Genomic DNA, 16229 nt, shown 5'->3' on the forward strand with positions numbered 1-16229 from the left:
AACGAAGGTCAGGCGCCGCCCGTCATGTCGATGACCACCTTCCCGGTGGTCCGGCGTTCCGCGACGTCGGTCAGGGCGGCGGCCACGTCGGCGAGCGGGTGGACGCGGGAGACGAGCGGGCGCATCCCGTCGCGGACCATCGCGGCGAGCGCCCGGTCGCCGGCGGCCACCGCGTCCGGGGCGTACTGGCGGAGCATCCGGATCTCGAAGCCCCGTACGACCGCGTCCTTGAGCAGCACCAGGTTCAGCGGGATCCGGGGGATCTTCCCGTCGGCGTAGCCCACCGTGACGAACCGGCCGCCCCGCCGCAGTGCGCGCAGGGCGGCCTCGGCGTGATCGCCGCCGACCGGGTCGATCACCAAGTGGGCGCCGCCGTCGGTCAGTTCACGCAGCCGGGTCTTCAGGTCCTCGCGGATGTAGTCCACGCCCGCCACCGCACCGAGTTTGCGGGCGACCGTCAGCCGTTCCTGGCTCGATGCCGCAGCGACCACGCGCATCCCGAGCCGGGTCGCGACGTCGACGGCGGCGGAGCCGACCCCGCCCGCCGCTCCGAGGACCGCCACCCACTCCCCCGCCGCGCCCTGCCCCACGGTGGTCAGGGCGTGGTAGGCGGTCGCGTAGGTCACGTGGAACGCGGCGGCGTGCACCATGTCGAGCCCGTCGGGCACGGGCCGCAGCCCTGTCACCGGCACCACGACCTGCTCGGCGAAGGCGCCGGTGAGCACCGCCCCGGCCACGGGTGAGCCCACCGGAGGGCCGGTCACCCCTGGCCCCAGCGCGGCCACGACGCCGGCGAACTCGCTGCCGGGCGTGAAGGGCAGGGGCGCGGGGACCTGGTAGCGGTCGGCGACGAGCAGGACGTCGGGGAAGTTGACGGCCGCTGCGTGGACGTCGACCAGCACCTCCCCCGGGCCCGGTTCGAGGTCGTCGAGTTCGACGACGCCCAGGCCCGCTGGGGGCCCGTACTCCGTACAGCGTGCGGCTCTCATCGTGCCCTCTCGATCGTGGGCATCGCCGGGTCCCGGGGCAGGCCCAGTACCTGTTCGGCGATGGTGTTGCGCTGGATCTCGGCGGTGCCCGCGCCGATCGTGGAGGCCCGGGTGCGCAGGAAGCCCCACACCCAGCGGCCGCGCTGGACGGCGTGCGGATCGCGGCGGCCGAGGATGCCGTACGGGCCGAGCAACTCCACGGCGAACTCGTGCAGTTCCTGTTCGAAGGTCACGATGAACAGGCGTGACGTCGAGGACGCCGGCCCGGGCTCGCCCTTCGCCATGATGTCGGCGATGGTCCGCATCCCGGTCAGCCGCATGATCCGCACCCGGATCTCGAAGTCGGCGAGCCGGTCGCGCACCAGGGGGTCCGATGTCGCCCCGCGCTCGCGCGCCAGCTCGATCAGCTCGTCGAGGACACGCCGGTACAGCGCCGCCTGGTTCATCGCGCCGGCCGCGCGTTCATGACCGAGGCTGGTGCGTACGAGGGGCCAGCCGCCGTTCTCCGGGCCGATCCGGTCGGCCACCGGGACGCGTACGTCGTCGAAGAAGATCTCGCAGAAGTGGGCATCCCCGGTCAGGTCCCGCAGCGGGCGCACGCTCACACCGGGGGCCCTCGCGTCGATCAGCAGGTAACTGATGCCGTCCTGACGGGAGTCGGGCGGTCCGGTGCGGACGAGGGTGAAGAGGATGTCGGCGATGTCGGCCGAACTGTTCCACACCTTCTGCCCGTTGACGACGTACACGGCACCGGGGTCGTCGGGGCCGCCGCCCTCCCGGCGCGCGGTCGTCCGCAGTGCGGGCAGGTCCGAGCCTGCCTCCGGTTCCGAGTAGCCCTGTGCCCAGACGGAGTCGCCGCGCAGCATGGGGCGCAGAAAGCGCTCCTTCTGTTCGGGGGTGCCGTACTTGATGAGCGTCGGCGCGGCGATGCCGAGTCCGGTGCCGAGGGGGCCTGGCACCCGGGCTCGCGCGTACTCCTCCTGGTAGATCACCTGGCGGGCGAAGTCCAGTTCCATACCGCCGAATTCGCGCGGCCAGCTCGGGCCCGCGTACCCGGCGTCGAAGAGGGTGGCCAGCCACTTCTTCTGCCAAGTGAAGCGTTCGGCACGGTCCTTGGGGCGGCGACCGGGGTGATGTCCCGTCAGGAAGTCACGCAGTTCGGCGCGGAAGCGCGCGTCGGTCATCGCGGTGCCATACGGATCGCGCCGTCGAGGCGGACGGTCTGGCCGTTGAGGTACGGGTTCTCCAGCATCTCGACGGCGAGGCGCGCGTAGTCGTCCGGGTCGCCCAGGCGCTTGGGGTGCGGGACGGACGCGGCGAGTCCCTCGCGGATGTCCTCGCGGAGCCGGCCGAGCATCGGGGTGTCCATGACGCCGGGGGCGATCGTGTTCACGCGGATCTGCCAGCTGGCGAGATCGCGGGCGGCGACGAGGGTGATGCCGTGCACGCCGGCCTTGGAGGCGGTGTAGGAGGTCTGGCCGATCTGACCGTCGAACGCGGCGACCGACGCGGTCAGGACCACCGCGCCCCGGTCGCCGTCGACGACGTCGTTGCCGGAGAGACGGGCGGCGGCCAGGCGCAGCACGTTGTAGGTGCCGATCAGGTTGACCCGTACGACCTCGGCGAAGGTGTCGAGTTCGCCGGGGTTGCGGTCGCGGTCGATGATCCGGGTGCGGTCGCCGCCACGGCCCGCGCAGTGCACGACGAAGCGCAGCGGGCCGAGTTCGGCGGCGGTGTCGAGGGCGGCCGTGATCGCCGTCTCGTCGGTGACGTCGGCGCGGACGAAGCGGGCGGCGTCACCGAGGTCGGCGACCGCCTTGACGCCCTGTTCCTCGGAGATGTCGGCGAGGACGACCTTGCCGCCGCGCTCGATGATCCGGCGGGCGGTGGCCAGACCGAGGCCGGAGGCGCCCCCGGTGACCAGCGCCGACGATCCGTCGATGTTCACATCAAACTCCTTACAGGCCCAGGGACTTGCTGATGATGGTCTTGAGGACCTCGCTGGTGCCGCCGTAGATACGGGTCACCCTGGCGTCCGTGTAGAGCCGGGCGATCGGCGATTCGAGGATGTAGCCGTAGCCGCCGTGCAGTTGGAGGCAGCGGTCGACGACCCGGCCCTGTGTCTCGGTGCAGAACAGCTTGGTCCTGGCCGCGTCCACGGGACTCAGCTCACCGGCGACGAGCGCCGTGATCGCCGCGTCCAGCAGAGCCTGGGCCGCCGTCAACTCGGTGTCCAGGGCGGCGAGTTCGAACTTGGTGTTCTGGAAGTGGGCGACCGGTTTCCCGAAGACGGTCCGGTCGCGTACGTAGGTGACGGTCAGGTCGATCGCGGCGCGGGCCTGGGCGACGGCGCCGACCGCGATGGCCAGCCGTTCCTGGGCCAGGTTGCGGCCGAGGAGGGAGAAGGCGGCGCCTTCTTCGCCGAGCAGGTTGGCGACGGGGACGCGGACACCGTCGAATGACAGCTCCACGGTGTCCTGGACCTGGAGCCCGATCTTCTCCAGCTTGCGCCCGACGGTGAATCCGGGCATGCCCTTCTCCACCACCAGCAGGGACAGCCCGGCGCGCCGGTTGTCCGGGTCGGTGGCGGTACGGGCCACGACGATCACCAGGTCGGCGTGGTGACCGCCGGTGATGAAGGTCTTCGCTCCGCTGAGGACGTAGTGGTCGCCTTCGCGGACCGCCTTCGTCGTGACTCCGGCGAGGTCCGAGCCCGTGCCGGGTTCGCTCATCGCGACGGCGGCGTACAACTCGCCCGAGGCCAGCCCCGGGAACCAGCGGGCCCGCTGCTCGGCGTTGGCCAGTCCCGTGAAGTACGGGACGACGACGTCGAGATGGGTGCGCAGGCCGCCCAGGGTCACGCCGGCGCGGGCGCACTCCTCCTGGATGACGACGTTGAAGCGGTAGTCGTCCTGACCGCCCCCGCCGTACTCCTCGGGGATCGCCGTGCCGATGATGCCGAGCTTGCCCAGTGCGGTGAACAGATCACGGGGGACGAGGCCGGCGCGGCGCCAGTCCTCGTACACCGGGAGCACTTCGCGGGCGAGGAAGTCACGGACCAGGAGACGGAAGTCCTCGTGATCCTGTTCGAACAGGGTCCGACGCATCGAAGCTCCTTCGGTGGACCCTATTGAGTATACGTAATTACCTTCCTCGGTCTAGAGGTTCTTGCCGTAGGCAGGGGAAGTGTCAGTGCCACCAGGGAATGAGTGCATCCAAATGGCGTCCCATGCGGTGGCGGGCGACTCCGGCGTCGCCCTGCACGATCGCGTCGAGGATGCGCTGGTGCACGTGCTGGACCTCGTCGGCCGCCGTGTCACCGGGCAGCGGGCGGTCATGGCCGGAGGCGTGCCGTCGGAACAGTTCGGTGATGATGGCGAGGAAGAGCGACAGCACCGGGTTGTCGGACAGGGCCGCCAGTTCGGAGTGGAACAGGTCGGCCTTGCGGAGGTCGTCGGCCGGGCCCTCGGTGGCCCACCGGACGGCCTTCGTGAGGCGCTCGACGACCTCGGTGTCGCCTGCGGCGTGCCGGGCGGTCACCCTGGCGATGATGCCGAGTTCGATCGCGTTGCGCACGATCCGCAGGTCGTCGGCGGTGACGCCCTGGTATTCGAGGAAGAGGGCCATCGTGTCGATGCTGGCCTGCGGTTCCGGCTCGGTGACGACCAGACCGCCGCCGGGGCCACGGCGCATCCGGGCGACCTGGTGGTACTCCAGGAGCCGGACAGCCTCCCGCAGGACGGCCCGGCTGATGCCGTAGCGGGCCAGCAGATCGGCCTCCGAGCCGAGCACCATGCCGACCTGCCAGCCCCGCGCGGCGATGTCGTCGTGGATCCGGGCGGCCACCACCTCGGCGAGCTTCGCCCGCGCTCCCTCGACCAGTTCGGGTTCGATCACCGTCCCCGCGATGCGCTGCCCTCGGCGCACCCGGTGCTTCTCGATCCAGGCGGCGACCGACTCCAGATGGGCGGTGAGTTCGGTCTGCGCACGGGCGCCGTCGTCGGCGATCACCGCTTCGACGACCGCGCGGTGGGCCCGGTGCGAGGTCTCCTTCGCCGTGTGCATCTCAGCCTTGGTGACCCGGCGGGAGGTGTGCGCGTACCGGGCGGTGAGGCGGGTGAGCACGTCGATGAACAGGTGCAGCACCGGGTTTCCCGACAGCTGGCCGAGCACCGGGTGCAGGGGGTCCTGCGAGTGGACCGACGGGTCGTCCCAGTGGGCGAGTTCGCTGTCGAGCGTGGCGCGGAGGGTGGCGATGCCCTCCTCGGTGATGCGGTCGGCGGCGAGGCCGGCGGCGATCGGTTCGAGGAGCTGGCGCGCCTGGAGCAGATCCGTGACGCTGGTGCCGACGTATTCCAGGTAGATCACCATGGCCCGGGTCGCCGGTCCCGCGTCGGGGGCGCAGACGATCAGGCCGCCGTTCGGGCCGCGCCGCATCCGGGCGACCTGGTGGTGCTCGACCAGCCGTACGGCCTCACGCAGCACCGCCCGGCTCACACCGAGGCGCTCACGCAGGTCGACTTCGGAGCCCAGGGACTCGCCGACGGGCCAGCCCTGGCGGATCACGGTCGCCTCGATGCGCTGCGCGGTCTGCGCGGCCAGCTTGCCGACCGGGACACCGGCCTCGCCGTCGGCGGGTTCGCGATCGACGGCAGTCGCCATGGGGCCAACTCCTCAGAGGGGGTATTGCGGATCCCCAGTCTATTCGCCGGTGGCGCGGGTCACGTGCGGGTCGGGCACCTGATGCCGAGATCGGGTCGGTGTTACCCGGTCTCACTCCTACTTGTTCCCGGTCTCTGGCGGGAGCGAGCAGGCACAGTTAGAGTACCCTCATTTCGAGATCGTGCGCATGACGACGACGTTAAGGAGCCGGCAGCGATGCGACTGGAGTCCACCCCCGAACTCGAGGCGTTCCGCAGGAAAGTACGGGCCTTCGTCGCGGAACACGCGCCCGGCGTCAAGACCCACTCCGGTGTACGGGCCCCCGAGCCCGCGCTGATGCCGGCGATCCGGGAGTGGACCGCGAAGCTGTACGGGGCGGGCTTCCTCGGCATCGACTGGCCCGCCGAGTACGGTGGCCGGCCCGACGCCCATCCCCTCGAACCGTTCGTCGTCGCCGAGGAGATCGCCCGCGCCCGCACCTGGCCGCCGGTCGGCGCGGCCTCGCTGGCCTCGGGCGCACTGCTGGTTTTCGGCACCGACGACCAGCGGGCGCGGTTTCTGCCGCGTATCCGGGCCTGCGTGGATGTGTGGTGCCAGCTGTTCAGCGAGCCCGAGGCGGGGAGTGATCTGGCCTCGCTGCGGACTCGGGCGCGGCTGGAAGGGGAGGGCGACGACGCGGTGTTCGTCGTCGACGGGCAGAAGGTGTGGACGACCAACGGACAGCACGCCGACATGGGGTACCTGCTCGCCCGTACCGACGGTGACGCGCCCAAGCACAAGGGGATCACCGCGTTCGCGCTGGACATGCGCAGTCCGGGGGTCGAGATCCGCCCGTTGCGCGAGATCACCGGGACCACCGACTTCAACGAGGTGTTCCTCGACGGGGTTCGGATTCCGGCCGCGAACGTCATCGGGCGGGTGAACGACGGCTGGCGGGTGGCGATGAGCAGCCTTGGGCGTGAGCGGTCGGGGGTGGCCGCGCGGGGCGCCGAGTTGTTCGCCGTACTGGATGATCTGGTGCGGCTTGCCGGGGGCTCGCTGGAGGACTCGGCGACCCGGCAGGCTGTCGGGGAGTTGGCTGCGCGGGTGCAGGTGAATGCGGCGATGATCTCGATGGCTCAGTCTCGGATGTTGCACGGGGCCGAGGAGCCTGCGGATGCGCTCCTCGGGAAGATCTTCTTCAGTGAGCTGAACCATGATCTGGCTGATTTTGGTGTGCGGTTGCAGGGGACTGAGGGGTTGCTCGTGGAGGGGGATGCGGGGGTTTTGGCGGGTGGGTGGTGGCAGGATGCGCATCTGTACTCGCGGGCGTTCACCATTGCTGGTGGGGCTAACGAGGTACTGCGTACGCAGGTTGCTGAGCGGGGGTTGGGGTTGCCTCGGTAGTCACTCCGTGGGGGGCGCGAAGGGTTGTTTTGTGTCTGCTGCGCCGTTGTGGCTTGTCGCGCAGTTCCCCGCGCCCCTAAAGACCCCAGGAACCCCCCTCTGGATCAGATCAGCTCGATGATCGTTGCGTTTGCTGTGCCGCCGCCCTCGCACATGGTCTGCAAGCCGTAGCGCAGGTTCTGCTGGCGCATCCTTGCCAGGAGCCTTGTCATCAGGATGGCGCCGGAGCCGCCCAGTGGGTGGCCTACGCCGATTGCTCCGCCCAGGGGGTTCAGGCGCTCGGGGTCTGCGCCCGTTTCTGCCAGCCATGCCAACGGCACCGGGGCGAAGGCCTCGTTGACCTCGTAGACGCCCATGTCCTCGATCGTCAGGCCTGAGCGGTGGAGGACCTTCTCCGTTGCGGGGATCGGGCCCAGGAGCATGGTGATCGGGTCCGCGCCGCTCACCGCTCCGGTGTGGTAGCGGGCGATCGGGGTGAGGCCCAGCTCGCGGGCTCGTTCCGGGGTGGTGATGAGCAGAGCCGCGGCGCCGTCGGAGATCTGGGAGGCGTTGCCGGCGTGGATCACGCCGTCCTCCTTGAAGGACGGCTTGAGCTTGGCCAGGGTGTCGGGGCTTGTGCCGCGTCGTAGGCCCTCGTCCGTCGTGAACTTGGTGCCGTCCACCTCGATGGGAACTATGTGGTCGTCGAAGACGCCTGCATCGATCGCCGCCGCCGCTTTCGCGTGCGACTCCGAGGCGAACTCGTCCAGCCGGTGGCGGCTCAACTTCCAGCGTTCGGCGATGAGTTCGGCTCCGACGCCCTGGCTGAACTCGAAGCCGTCGTAGCGGGCGATGGCTGCGGGTCCGTACGGCTGTCCCGTGGTCCGGTGCGAGCCGAGCGGCACCCTGCTCATGGTCTCGACGCCGCCCGCGACCACGATGTCGTACTGCCCCGCCATGACGGCGTGCGCGGCCTGGTCGACCGCCTGCTGGCTGGAGCCGCAGGCCCGGTTGACCGTGACGGCCGGGACGTGTTCGGGCCAGCCCGCGGCGAGTACGGCGAAGCGGCCGACGTTGCTGGACTGGTCGCCGATCTGGGTGACACAGCCCCAGACCACGTCGTCCACCGTGCCGGGGTCGATCCCGGTGCGTTCGACGAGGGCCTTGAGCACCTCGGCCGACAGATCCGCCGCGTGCACCGATGCCAGCGAGCCGTTGCGCTTGCCGATCGGAGTGCGTACGGCGTCGACGATGACGGCGTCTCGCATGACAACTCCCTGGTCAGTCAGGTCGGTTGGGTACTTCTGGCCACTTCGTCTATTCGGGTTGTTCGTGTTGCTCGGGTTGGTCGTCCGGGAATCGCACGCCCCAGTCGCGGAACACTTCTTGCGTGTCCGCGCCGACTTCCGGGGCCACCCGGCCCGCGCTCGAAGGCGTCCCCGAGAAGCGGGGCGCCGCTGCGGGCTGGATCACTCCGTCGCGCGTGAACAGGCTTGCTCGCGCGGCCAGATGGGGGTGGGCTGCCGCCTCGGTGAGGCTCAGTACGGGGGCCACGCAGGCGTCGGTTCCCTCGAACAGTGCCGCCCACTCGTCCCGGGTGCGCTCCGCGAACCGCTTCTCCAGCAGTTGCCGCAGCTGCGGCCAGGTCGAACGGTCGTGCTGGCGGTCCGGATCGACGCCCAGGTCCAGCAGCTCGACCAGGCGGCGGTAGAACTTGCGTTCAAGCGCGCCGACGGCGACATGGCGGCCGTCCCGGGTCTCGTACACGGCGTAGAAGGGCCAGCCTCCGTCGAAGCGGTTGACGCCTCGTTCGTCGGTCCACTCGTCGCGCGCGAGCTTGGCGAAGGTGCTGGCGAGGAGGTGGGCGGTGCCGTCGACTATGGCCGCGTCGACGACCTGTCCTTTTCCGGTGCGCGTGGCTGCGTGCAGGGCGGCCAGGACACCGATCACGAGGTAGGCACCGCCGCCCCCGAAGTCGCCGACGAGGTTCAGGGGGATCTGCGGCGGGCCGCCGGCCTCCCCCATCGCGCCCAGCGCGCCCGTCAGCGCGATGTAGGTGATGTCGTGTCCTGCGGCTGCTGCCAGCGGGCCGTCCTGGCCCCAGCCCGTCATCCGGCCGTAGACCAGGCGGGGGTTGCGGGCCAGGCAGTCGTGCGGTCCGATGCCGAGGCGTTCGGTGACTCCGGGGCGGAACCCCTCGATCAACACGTCGGCGCGCTCGACGAGTTGGAGGAGTGCGGCGGCTCCGGCCGGGTCTTTGAGGTCGAGTACGACCGACCGTTTCCCCCGGTTGAGCACATCCGCCGGTCCGCCCGCGTCCGGTTCGTCCGCGCGTCCGGGCCGGTCCACCCGGACGACCTCCGCCCCGAGATCGGCCAGCAGCATCCCGGCGAACGGCCCCGGCCCGATGCCACCGAGTTCGACCACCCGGCAGCCGACGAGAGGTCCCGTTCCTGTCGTCATGGTCATACCCTCCCGACCTCCGGCCAATTACGGATACTCAATTGCCCCAGTCGTACGTACGACGTGGTCAGCGGCCCTTCCAGACCGCCGCCCTCTTCTCCGCGAACGCGGCGGCACCTTCCCTGGCGTCCTCCGACTTGAACACCGGAGCGGCGATCTCGAACTGCCGCGCCCACCCCTCCTCCAGCGTCCAGTCGGCGGCGTGGCTCGCGATCTCCTTGGTGGCCGCGACGGCGAGCGGGCCGTTGGCCGCGATCGTCGCGGCCAGGGCGAGGGCTCCGTCGAGCGCGCCGCCCTCGTCCGTCAGCCGGTTGACGAGGCCGACCTCGGCGGCCCGTTCGGCGCTGATCGGTTCCCCGGTCAGGAGGAGTTCCAGCGCGATGGCGTACGGGATGCGGCGCGGGAGGTGGAGGGCCGCGCCGGCGCGGGCGACCAGGGACCGCCGCACCTCGGGGACGCCGAGCCGTGCCGTGTGGGAGGCGACCACCAGGTCGCAGGCCAGCAGGAGTTCGAAGCCGCCGGCCAGGGCCCAGCCCTCGACGGCGGCGACCAGGGGTTTGCGCGGCGGGGTCAGGGTGATCCCGCACAGGCCGCGGCCCTCGATCGCGGGTGACTCGCCCCTCAGCCACGCCTTGAGGTCCATGCCGGCCGAGAACGTGCCGCCTGCGCCCGTGAGCACGCCCGCCCGCAGGTCGTCCGACTCGTCCAGCTCGTCCACCGCTGCCGCCACTCCGGCGGCCACCCCCGCGTCCAGCGCGTTCTTCACCGCCGGGCGGTTGATCGTGATGACCTGGACCGCGCCTCGGCGCTCCACCAGCACCTCGTCCGACACGCCTACCTCCTCGAATCGTGCAACTGATCGCCGGTCACGGCGAATTGGGCCAGCTCATGGGCGACCATGCCGTCCAGGTCCTCGGCCGGCGGTGCCGGGAGGTCGACGGCGCGGTCGCGGGTCGGCAGCAGGACGACGGCCGTACCGGGTGTGGTGACCTCACCGCGCTGGTTCTCGCACCGCACCTCGATGTGCACCTCGGCCCGCCCGGCCACCCGCCGTTTGTCGACGACCGTGCCGCGCACCCAGGTGGTGTCGCCGAGATAGTTGAACTTGCGGTGCTCGCACCGGAGTTGCCACAGCCACCCGTCGTCGCCGATCCAGTCGGTGAGCAGATGGCACAGCCAGGTCTCACGCATCCCGCCGTAGTCGTACGGGTTCGGCAACCCGAGTTCCTTCGCCCGCGCGGGTTCCCAGTGCAGCCGCTGCACGGTGTCCGGGATGTTCATGGGGTTCGGCGGATACAGTCCCGGGGCCTTGCGCCGGACACGCGCGGCGATCCCGAAGGCGCCGGGCGGGGTGAGCTGCATGCCCCAGCCCAGATGCCAGACGACCACGTCCGTGGTGGTGAGCGGCCCCTTCACCCGGGGCTGGAGTTCGTCGCCGATCTCGACGTCCTCCCAGTAGCGGGGGTCGGCGCCGCGCCGGGTCTCGGCCGCGTAGGCGGCGTCGATCTCGGCCAACTGCTCGGCCGTGTAGGGCTCCTGGGCCAGGTGTTCCTTCGCCCGCTTCTTCGACGTGTGCCGTTCGGCGTTGATCCAGGTGCCGCGCCGCAGGGCGTGCATCTCGCCCCGCCCGTTGGCGTAGAGGTAGTCCTTGACGACGTGTGCCGTGCGTCCGCCGAAGCGGCTGGGCTTGAGATGGACGCCCACCTGGGTCTGCAACACCCGGCAGCGGTCCCCGAGTTGAAGCGGACGCCACCACTCGAACTCCATCACCGCCTGGTAGGAACCGAGCCCGGCGAAGGGGTCGCCCTTCAGGAGCGCCTTGGTCTCCGGGTCCGGCTTCGGGGCCGCGTCCTCCCCCATCGTGTAGAGGAAGGTGGGCGGTGCGACGAGCGAGCCCCAGCGGGTGCGGGCCGCGTGGTCCGGGTCGCAGTACAGGGGGTTGTCGTCGCCGTAGCCGTACGCGAAGTGGCGTACGCCGTCCCAGGTCACCTCGTAGTTGTGCGGGGGGTTGTGCTGGGGCTGCGGGACGCCGAGGCGGCGGCGGGAGCGCTCGACCGCCTCGTCGGTGAGGACGCCGAACCGCTCCGCGGCCTTCTCCGGCGTCCCCGTCTGCGTACCCGTCATCGCTGTTCCTCCTTGACGCGCTGCTGCTGTGCGAGCCGGGCGCGGACCAGTTCCAGCAGGTCCACGCGGCTGACCTTGCTCGACGGGGTCCGGGGCAGGGCGTCGACGACGACGATGTGCGCCGGTACCTCGTACGGGGTGAGCCGGGACCGGCAGAGGGCGACGAGGTCGGCGGTGTCCGGGGGGACTTCGCCCGGCTCGGTCTCGACCCCCGCGACCGGTATCTCGCCGAGCCTCGGGTCCGGCAGGCCCGCGACGGCCGCCTCACGGACGGCGGGGTGGCTCTCCAGGACGCGTTGGACGGTCTCCGGCTGCACCTTGAAGCCGCCGCGGATGATGGCGTCGTCCGCGCGGCCCTCGATCCAGACGAACCGGTCGGCGTCGATCCGGGCGAGATCGCTGGTCCGCGTCCAGGCCCGGCCGCCCCCGGTGCTCTGCTCGGTACGGACCTCCAGACGGCCGGGCCTGCCGACGGGCAGTTCGGCGCCGTCCTCGCCGGTCACCCTCAACTCGACGCCGTCGAAGGCGCGTCCGGCGCTGCCCGCCTTCCGTTGCCACCACCGCTCGTGCAGCGGCAGCGTCCAGCCGACCACCGCTCCGGCGAACTCGGTGGCCCCGTAGGTCATGAGGACGGGGATGCCGTACGTACGGAAGAAAGCGTCGGCGAGTTCCGCCGGGCAGGGCGCGGTGCCGGAGGTGACGACCTGGAGGCTCGCCAGCCGTTCCTTCGGGACGCCGGAGTCCAGTACGGCACGGATGGCGGCCGGTACGAGGCTCGCAGCCCGCAGCCGGTGCCGTTCCACCGCGCCCACCCAGGGATCGACGGCGAACCTGGGCATCAGCAGCATGCGGCGGCCGGTCGCGAGACAGGCGAGCGCCCGCCACAGGCCGGAGATGTGCACGAGCGGAGTGGCCACCAGCGCCGCTGACCGCGACAGCAGCCGCGCGTCTTTCGGGGTCTGCCCGCCGGAGACGAGGGCCTGGTCGAGCTGTCCTATGCGCAGGTGTACGCGTTTCGGGGGGCCGGTGGTTCCCGAGGTGAGCATCTCCACGGCGACGTCCGGGGCGGCGAGCGGCGCATCGGCGGACGGCGTACCTCCCGCGAGCTTGATGATGCCGTCGGTGCCGGTCTCCAGGGCCGCACTGTGAGCGGTCACCGTGCTCAACACGCCGTCGCGGGCCAGGACTTCGGCACCGGCGACGACGACGGGCGGCTCGCAGCGCGCGATGTCGGCGGCGAGCCGCGCCGGTGGCTGCAACGGGCTCAGCATCACCAGGCAGCGCCCGGAGGCGATCACCGCGGCGACCACGGCCACGTGCTCGGGCCGGTTCTCCAGGACGACCCCGACGCGGGCGCCGGTGGGCAGTCCCAGTGCGTCGAGCGCGTCGACGACACCACGCGCGGTCTCCTGGATCTGCCCCCAGGTCCACCAGTCGCCCTCGTACTCGATCGCCTCGGCGTCGGCGGGGGCCTCGGTCAGCAGCCGGGACAGGCGGTCGCGAATTCCCACGGGAGCAGCCTTTCGTCACCAGGCCTATAAAGTACACTTAATTGATGATCGTTTACTGCCAGATCCGTGACATGCCACCGCAAGTGACAAGAACCACGTGATTCAGTGACCTGAAATGGCTCAGATGCCGACCAGATCGGCCAGCCTGGCCCGGTGCGCGGCCGGGCTGCCGAAGAGCTGCTCCGAGGACTTCGCGCGCTTCAGATAGAGATGCGCGTCGTGCTCCCACGTGTAGCCGATACCGCCGTGGATCTGGATGTTCTCCTTGGCGGCATGGGTGAAGGCGTTCGCGCAGTACGCGGCGGCGAGCGCGGCGGACACCGGCAGTTCGGCCGGTTCCCCGTCGGCCACGGCCATCGCGCGGTAGGCGGCCGAGCGGGCGGCCTCGACCTGGAGCAGCGTGTCGGCGCACTTGTGCTTGATCGCCTGGAACGACCCGATGGGACGGCCGAACTGGACCCGGACCTTCGCGTACTCCACCGCGGCGTCCAAGCAGGCCTGCGCGCCGCCGACCTGCTCGGCGGCCAGCGCCACGACCACCCGGTCGACGACGGTACGGAGGTACTCCGTGGCGTCTCCCTCCGGGCCGACCCGTAGCGCCACCGCGCCGTCGAGGTCGATCCGCGCAAGCCGCCGCGTCGGGTCGAGCGCCTCCAGCCGGGTACGGGTCACCCCGGGCGCGGTGCCGTCCACGGCGAACAGGCCGGGGCCGGTGTCGGCGCGGGCGGCGACAAGAAGCAGGTCGGCGCTGTGACCGTCGATCACGAACATCTTCGTGCCCGACACCCGCCAACCCTCCGCGTCGCGCGTCGCCGAGGCCGCCACGTCCTCGACGCGCCACGACCCGCCCGCCTCGGCCAGCGCCAGGGTGCCGGTCAGTGAACCGTCGGCGATGGCGGGCAGCCAGCGCGCCTTCGCCGTGTCATCACCGGACGCGGCGAGGGCCTGGCCGGCGAGGGCGACCGTCGCGAAGTACGGGGAGGGCAGCAGGACCCTCCCCAGCTCCTCCAGGACGATGCCCAACTCGACCGGGCCGCCGCCGAATCCGCCGTACTCCTCCGGCAACGCGAGGCCGTGCAGGCCGAGTTGGTCCGCCATCTGGCGCCAGAGCGCCGGGTCGTGGCCCTCGTCGGACTCCATCGAACGGCGTACCGCCTCGCTCGGTGCCTTGTCGGCGAGGAAGCGGCGCAGCGTCGAACGGAGCGCCTCGTGCTCCTCGGTGAACGTGGTGAAGGTCGGTGCCACGTGCGCTTCATCCGTCCCTGTGGGGTGTCTTCGACCGCAGATAGGCGGCGAAGTCCGGCATCCGGGCTCGGTCCACGATCTCGATCCGGATGCCGCCCGGCGCCAGGTGGTAGGCGAAGATCGACGGCTCACCGTCGATCACGGCACAGGCCTCCAGTGGAAAGCCCGCCTCCACCAGCCGTTTCGAGGTCGTCGGGACGTCGTCGCAGAAGTAGCCGAGGTGGTGCGTGGCCATGTGCCCGGTCGCCGTCCAGGGCGTTCCCTGGATCTCCTGCGTGAGTTCGATGTGCGGGGCGTCGATCGAGTACGTCCAGCGCAGGGCGAGTACCCGTTCGCCGTCCGCCATGCGCACCGGCAGTTCGGCGGTCATGGTCTCGGTCCAGCGGTAGCCGGCGACCTCGGTCAGCCGGGCCTTCCACTCGTCGACGTCCCGGACCACGATCCCCGTGTGATAGAGGTCGGCCGCACTCAGGATGTGAGTCACCGCGCCGCTCACCAGGTGAGCCGGAGCTGCTTGATGCCGTACATGTTGCCGTGCGCCTCAAGGTCCTGGCCGGGCTCGATCTCGTAGTCCGGGATGCGCCGGTGCCACTCCTCGATCGCCACGTTGAGTTCGAGGCGGGCGAGGTGCGAGCCGAGGCAGCGGTGGGGGCCCGAGCCGAAGGCGATGTGGTTGGTCGCCGTCCGGTGCAGATCCACCTCCAGCGGGTTCTCGTACCGTTCGGGGTCGCGGTTGGTGACCGAGATCGGGAGCATCACCATGTCGCCGGCCCGGACCGGGCAGCCGCCGACCTCGACGTCGCGGGTGGCCTTGCGGGCCGGGACGACGGGCGAGTAGACGCGCAGGATCTCCTCCACGGCGGTGGAGATGAGCGAGGGGTCGGCGACGATCGCCCGGCGCTGCTCCGGGTGTGTGGCGAAGTGATAGAACGACCAGCCGACCGAGATCGGGACGGTGTCGAAGCCGGCCTGGAAGAACAGGACGCAGAACGCGTGCATGTCCCGGTCGCTGATCTTCTCGCCGTCGATCGTCCAGGTCATCGCCTGTGACAGCAGATCGTCGCGAGGGGCCTCGCGGCGCAGGGCGATCTGCTCGTCGAAGTACTCCGACACGGCGGTCATGGCGGCCAACTGCCGCTGTCCGTCGGGGTCTTCGCCGTAGGTGAGGTGCAGCAGATCGTGGGTCCAGTGGAGGAACTGGCCGAGGTCGTCCTCGGGCAGGCCCATCAGGTCCATGAAGATCCGGGTCGGGTACTGGCGGGCGAAGGCGTCGAGGACGTCGGCGCTTCCGGCGTCCTTCAGGCCGTCGATGATTTCGCCGGCGATCCTCCGGAACTTCGGCTCGTCGGCGGCGGCGGCCTTCGGCGAGAAGTGCTTGCCCAGCAGCCGTCGCCACTCGGTGTGGTGGGGCGGGTCCAGCATCTCCGGGATCCACAGGAACTTCGGATTCGGGTTGAGGACCGTCACCGACTCGCTGGAGAACGTCCGCCAGTCCTGGAGCGCCCGCTGGATCGCCTCGCTCTCGGTGACGACCCAATACCCTTGCGCGATGGTGCTCCGGAACCCGGAGTGGGTGCCGGCCAGTTCGTCCCAGCGTTGCTGGTGACTGAGGACCGGCCCGCTGAGCCGGTTGTCGAAGTGGTAGGCGGGAACTCCGTCGTGGGTTCCGTCGGGTTCGAGTGTCGTACTCATCACGGCTCCTCTCGTCGTACGTCCGTCACGTCGCACGAGGTCAGGGGTGTCCTAGGTCGTGTCCGCAAAGTCCCGTCGTCCGCCCGGAGGGCGGGCCCGGCGGCGTCTGGTGCGTGCTCTCGGCGTGCCGGGCGGAGTCCCTCGTACTGGTTGTACGTGGGGCTTCGCCCGGTGCGGC

14 protein-coding genes are annotated in these 16229 nt (G+C 70.7%); 1 reads left to right on the forward strand and 13 read right to left on the reverse strand.

All coding sequences use genetic code 11. From position 1 onward, the window contains the following. Positions 1 to 8: 8 nt before the first annotated feature. The 5 genes from ACWCRB_RS25050 to ACWCRB_RS25070 all read right to left on the reverse strand — a co-directional run bounded on the left by ACWCRB_RS25050 (position 9) and on the right by ACWCRB_RS25070 (position 5651). Positions 9 to 989 (reverse strand): NADPH:quinone oxidoreductase family protein, encoded by a 981-nt coding sequence (locus tag ACWCRB_RS25050; RefSeq protein ID WP_450998163.1) that lies wholly within the window; start codon positions 987 to 989, stop codon positions 9 to 11. Continuing rightward, a complete protein-coding gene (locus ACWCRB_RS25055) occupies positions 986 to 2173 on the reverse strand; it encodes an acyl-CoA dehydrogenase family protein (protein WP_450998164.1) in 1188 nt (395 codons plus the stop codon). The genes ACWCRB_RS25050 and ACWCRB_RS25055 overlap by 4 nt, the downstream gene beginning before the upstream one ends. Continuing rightward, complete coding sequence (locus tag ACWCRB_RS25060; RefSeq protein WP_450998165.1) at positions 2170 to 2937, reverse strand: SDR family NAD(P)-dependent oxidoreductase; 768 nt, start codon at positions 2935 to 2937, stop codon at positions 2170 to 2172. The genes ACWCRB_RS25055 and ACWCRB_RS25060 overlap by 4 nt, the downstream gene beginning before the upstream one ends. Positions 2938 to 2947: 10 nt before the next feature. After that, entirely contained in the window at positions 2948 to 4096 is a 1149-nt protein-coding gene (locus ACWCRB_RS25065; protein WP_450998166.1) for an acyl-CoA dehydrogenase family protein, read from the reverse strand. Positions 4097 to 4178: 82 nt separating this feature from the next. Continuing rightward, positions 4179 to 5651 (reverse strand): FadR/GntR family transcriptional regulator, encoded by a 1473-nt coding sequence (locus tag ACWCRB_RS25070; protein ID WP_450998167.1) that lies wholly within the window; start codon positions 5649 to 5651, stop codon positions 4179 to 4181. 216 nt (positions 5652 to 5867) lie between these two features. On the opposite strand from ACWCRB_RS25070, the gene ACWCRB_RS25075 reads away from it, so the two are divergent. Continuing rightward, complete coding sequence (locus ACWCRB_RS25075) at positions 5868 to 7037, forward strand: acyl-CoA dehydrogenase family protein (RefSeq protein WP_450998168.1); 1170 nt, start codon at positions 5868 to 5870, stop codon at positions 7035 to 7037. 104 nt (positions 7038 to 7141) lie between these two features. Here the strand turns inward: ACWCRB_RS25075 and ACWCRB_RS25080 are convergent, their stop codons facing one another. The 8 genes from ACWCRB_RS25080 to ACWCRB_RS25115 form a co-directional block, all read right to left on the reverse strand. Next, on the reverse strand, positions 7142 to 8284 hold the full coding sequence (locus ACWCRB_RS25080; RefSeq protein ID WP_450998169.1) for a thiolase family protein: 1143 nt from the start codon (positions 8282 to 8284) through the stop codon (positions 7142 to 7144). Positions 8285 to 8333: 49 nt separating this feature from the next. Further along, entirely contained in the window at positions 8334 to 9479 is a 1146-nt protein-coding gene (locus ACWCRB_RS25085; protein WP_450998170.1) for a CaiB/BaiF CoA transferase family protein, read from the reverse strand. Positions 9480 to 9546: 67 nt separating this feature from the next. Then, positions 9547 to 10311 (reverse strand): crotonase/enoyl-CoA hydratase family protein, encoded by a 765-nt coding sequence (locus tag ACWCRB_RS25090; RefSeq protein ID WP_450998171.1) that lies wholly within the window; start codon positions 10309 to 10311, stop codon positions 9547 to 9549. Between the two features lie 2 nt (positions 10312 to 10313). After that, on the reverse strand, positions 10314 to 11603 hold the full coding sequence (locus ACWCRB_RS25095) for a MaoC family dehydratase (RefSeq protein WP_450998172.1): 1290 nt from the start codon (positions 11601 to 11603) through the stop codon (positions 10314 to 10316). Beyond that, positions 11600 to 13114 carry a class I adenylate-forming enzyme family protein gene (locus tag ACWCRB_RS25100; protein WP_450998173.1) on the reverse strand — a complete coding sequence of 505 codons (1515 nt, stop codon included), beginning with the start codon at positions 13112 to 13114 and terminating at the stop codon, positions 11600 to 11602. Before ACWCRB_RS25100 ends, ACWCRB_RS25095 begins: the two co-directional genes overlap by 4 nt. Before the next feature lie 120 nt (positions 13115 to 13234). After that, on the reverse strand, positions 13235 to 14359 hold the full coding sequence (locus tag ACWCRB_RS25105) for an acyl-CoA dehydrogenase family protein (protein ID WP_450998174.1): 1125 nt from the start codon (positions 14357 to 14359) through the stop codon (positions 13235 to 13237). A gap of 7 nt (positions 14360 to 14366) precedes the next feature. Then, positions 14367 to 14843, reverse strand: coding sequence for a VOC family protein (locus ACWCRB_RS25110; RefSeq protein WP_450998175.1), 477 nt, complete (start codon positions 14841 to 14843; stop codon positions 14367 to 14369). Between the two features lie 8 nt (positions 14844 to 14851). Further along, positions 14852 to 16051 (reverse strand): cytochrome P450, encoded by a 1200-nt coding sequence (locus ACWCRB_RS25115; RefSeq protein ID WP_450998176.1) that lies wholly within the window; start codon positions 16049 to 16051, stop codon positions 14852 to 14854. Between the last annotated feature and the right edge of the window lie 178 nt (positions 16052 to 16229).

Source organism: Streptomyces sp. NPDC002156, from assembly GCF_053593675.1.

Coding starts and splice junctions, on each gene's coding strand:
- ACWCRB_RS25050 (WP_450998163.1), bottom strand. CDS start 989: ATGAGAGCCGCACGCTGTACGGAGTACGGGCCCCCAGCGGGCCTGGGC.
- ACWCRB_RS25095 (WP_450998172.1), bottom strand. CDS start 11,603: ATGACGGGTACGCAGACGGGGACGCCGGAGAAGGCCGCGGAGCGGTTC.
- ACWCRB_RS25085 (WP_450998170.1), bottom strand. CDS start 9,479: ATGACGACAGGAACGGGACCTCTCGTCGGCTGCCGGGTGGTCGAACTC.
- ACWCRB_RS25055 (WP_450998164.1), bottom strand. CDS start 2,173: ATGACCGACGCGCGCTTCCGCGCCGAACTGCGTGACTTCCTGACGGGA.
- ACWCRB_RS25070 (WP_450998167.1), bottom strand. CDS start 5,651: ATGGCGACTGCCGTCGATCGCGAACCCGCCGACGGCGAGGCCGGTGTC.
- ACWCRB_RS25075 (WP_450998168.1), top strand. CDS start 5,868: ATGCGACTGGAGTCCACCCCCGAACTCGAGGCGTTCCGCAGGAAAGTA.
- ACWCRB_RS25065 (WP_450998166.1), bottom strand. CDS start 4,096: ATGCGTCGGACCCTGTTCGAACAGGATCACGAGGACTTCCGTCTCCTG.
- ACWCRB_RS25080 (WP_450998169.1), bottom strand. CDS start 8,284: ATGCGAGACGCCGTCATCGTCGACGCCGTACGCACTCCGATCGGCAAG.
- ACWCRB_RS25115 (WP_450998176.1), bottom strand. CDS start 16,051: ATGAGTACGACACTCGAACCCGACGGAACCCACGACGGAGTTCCCGCC.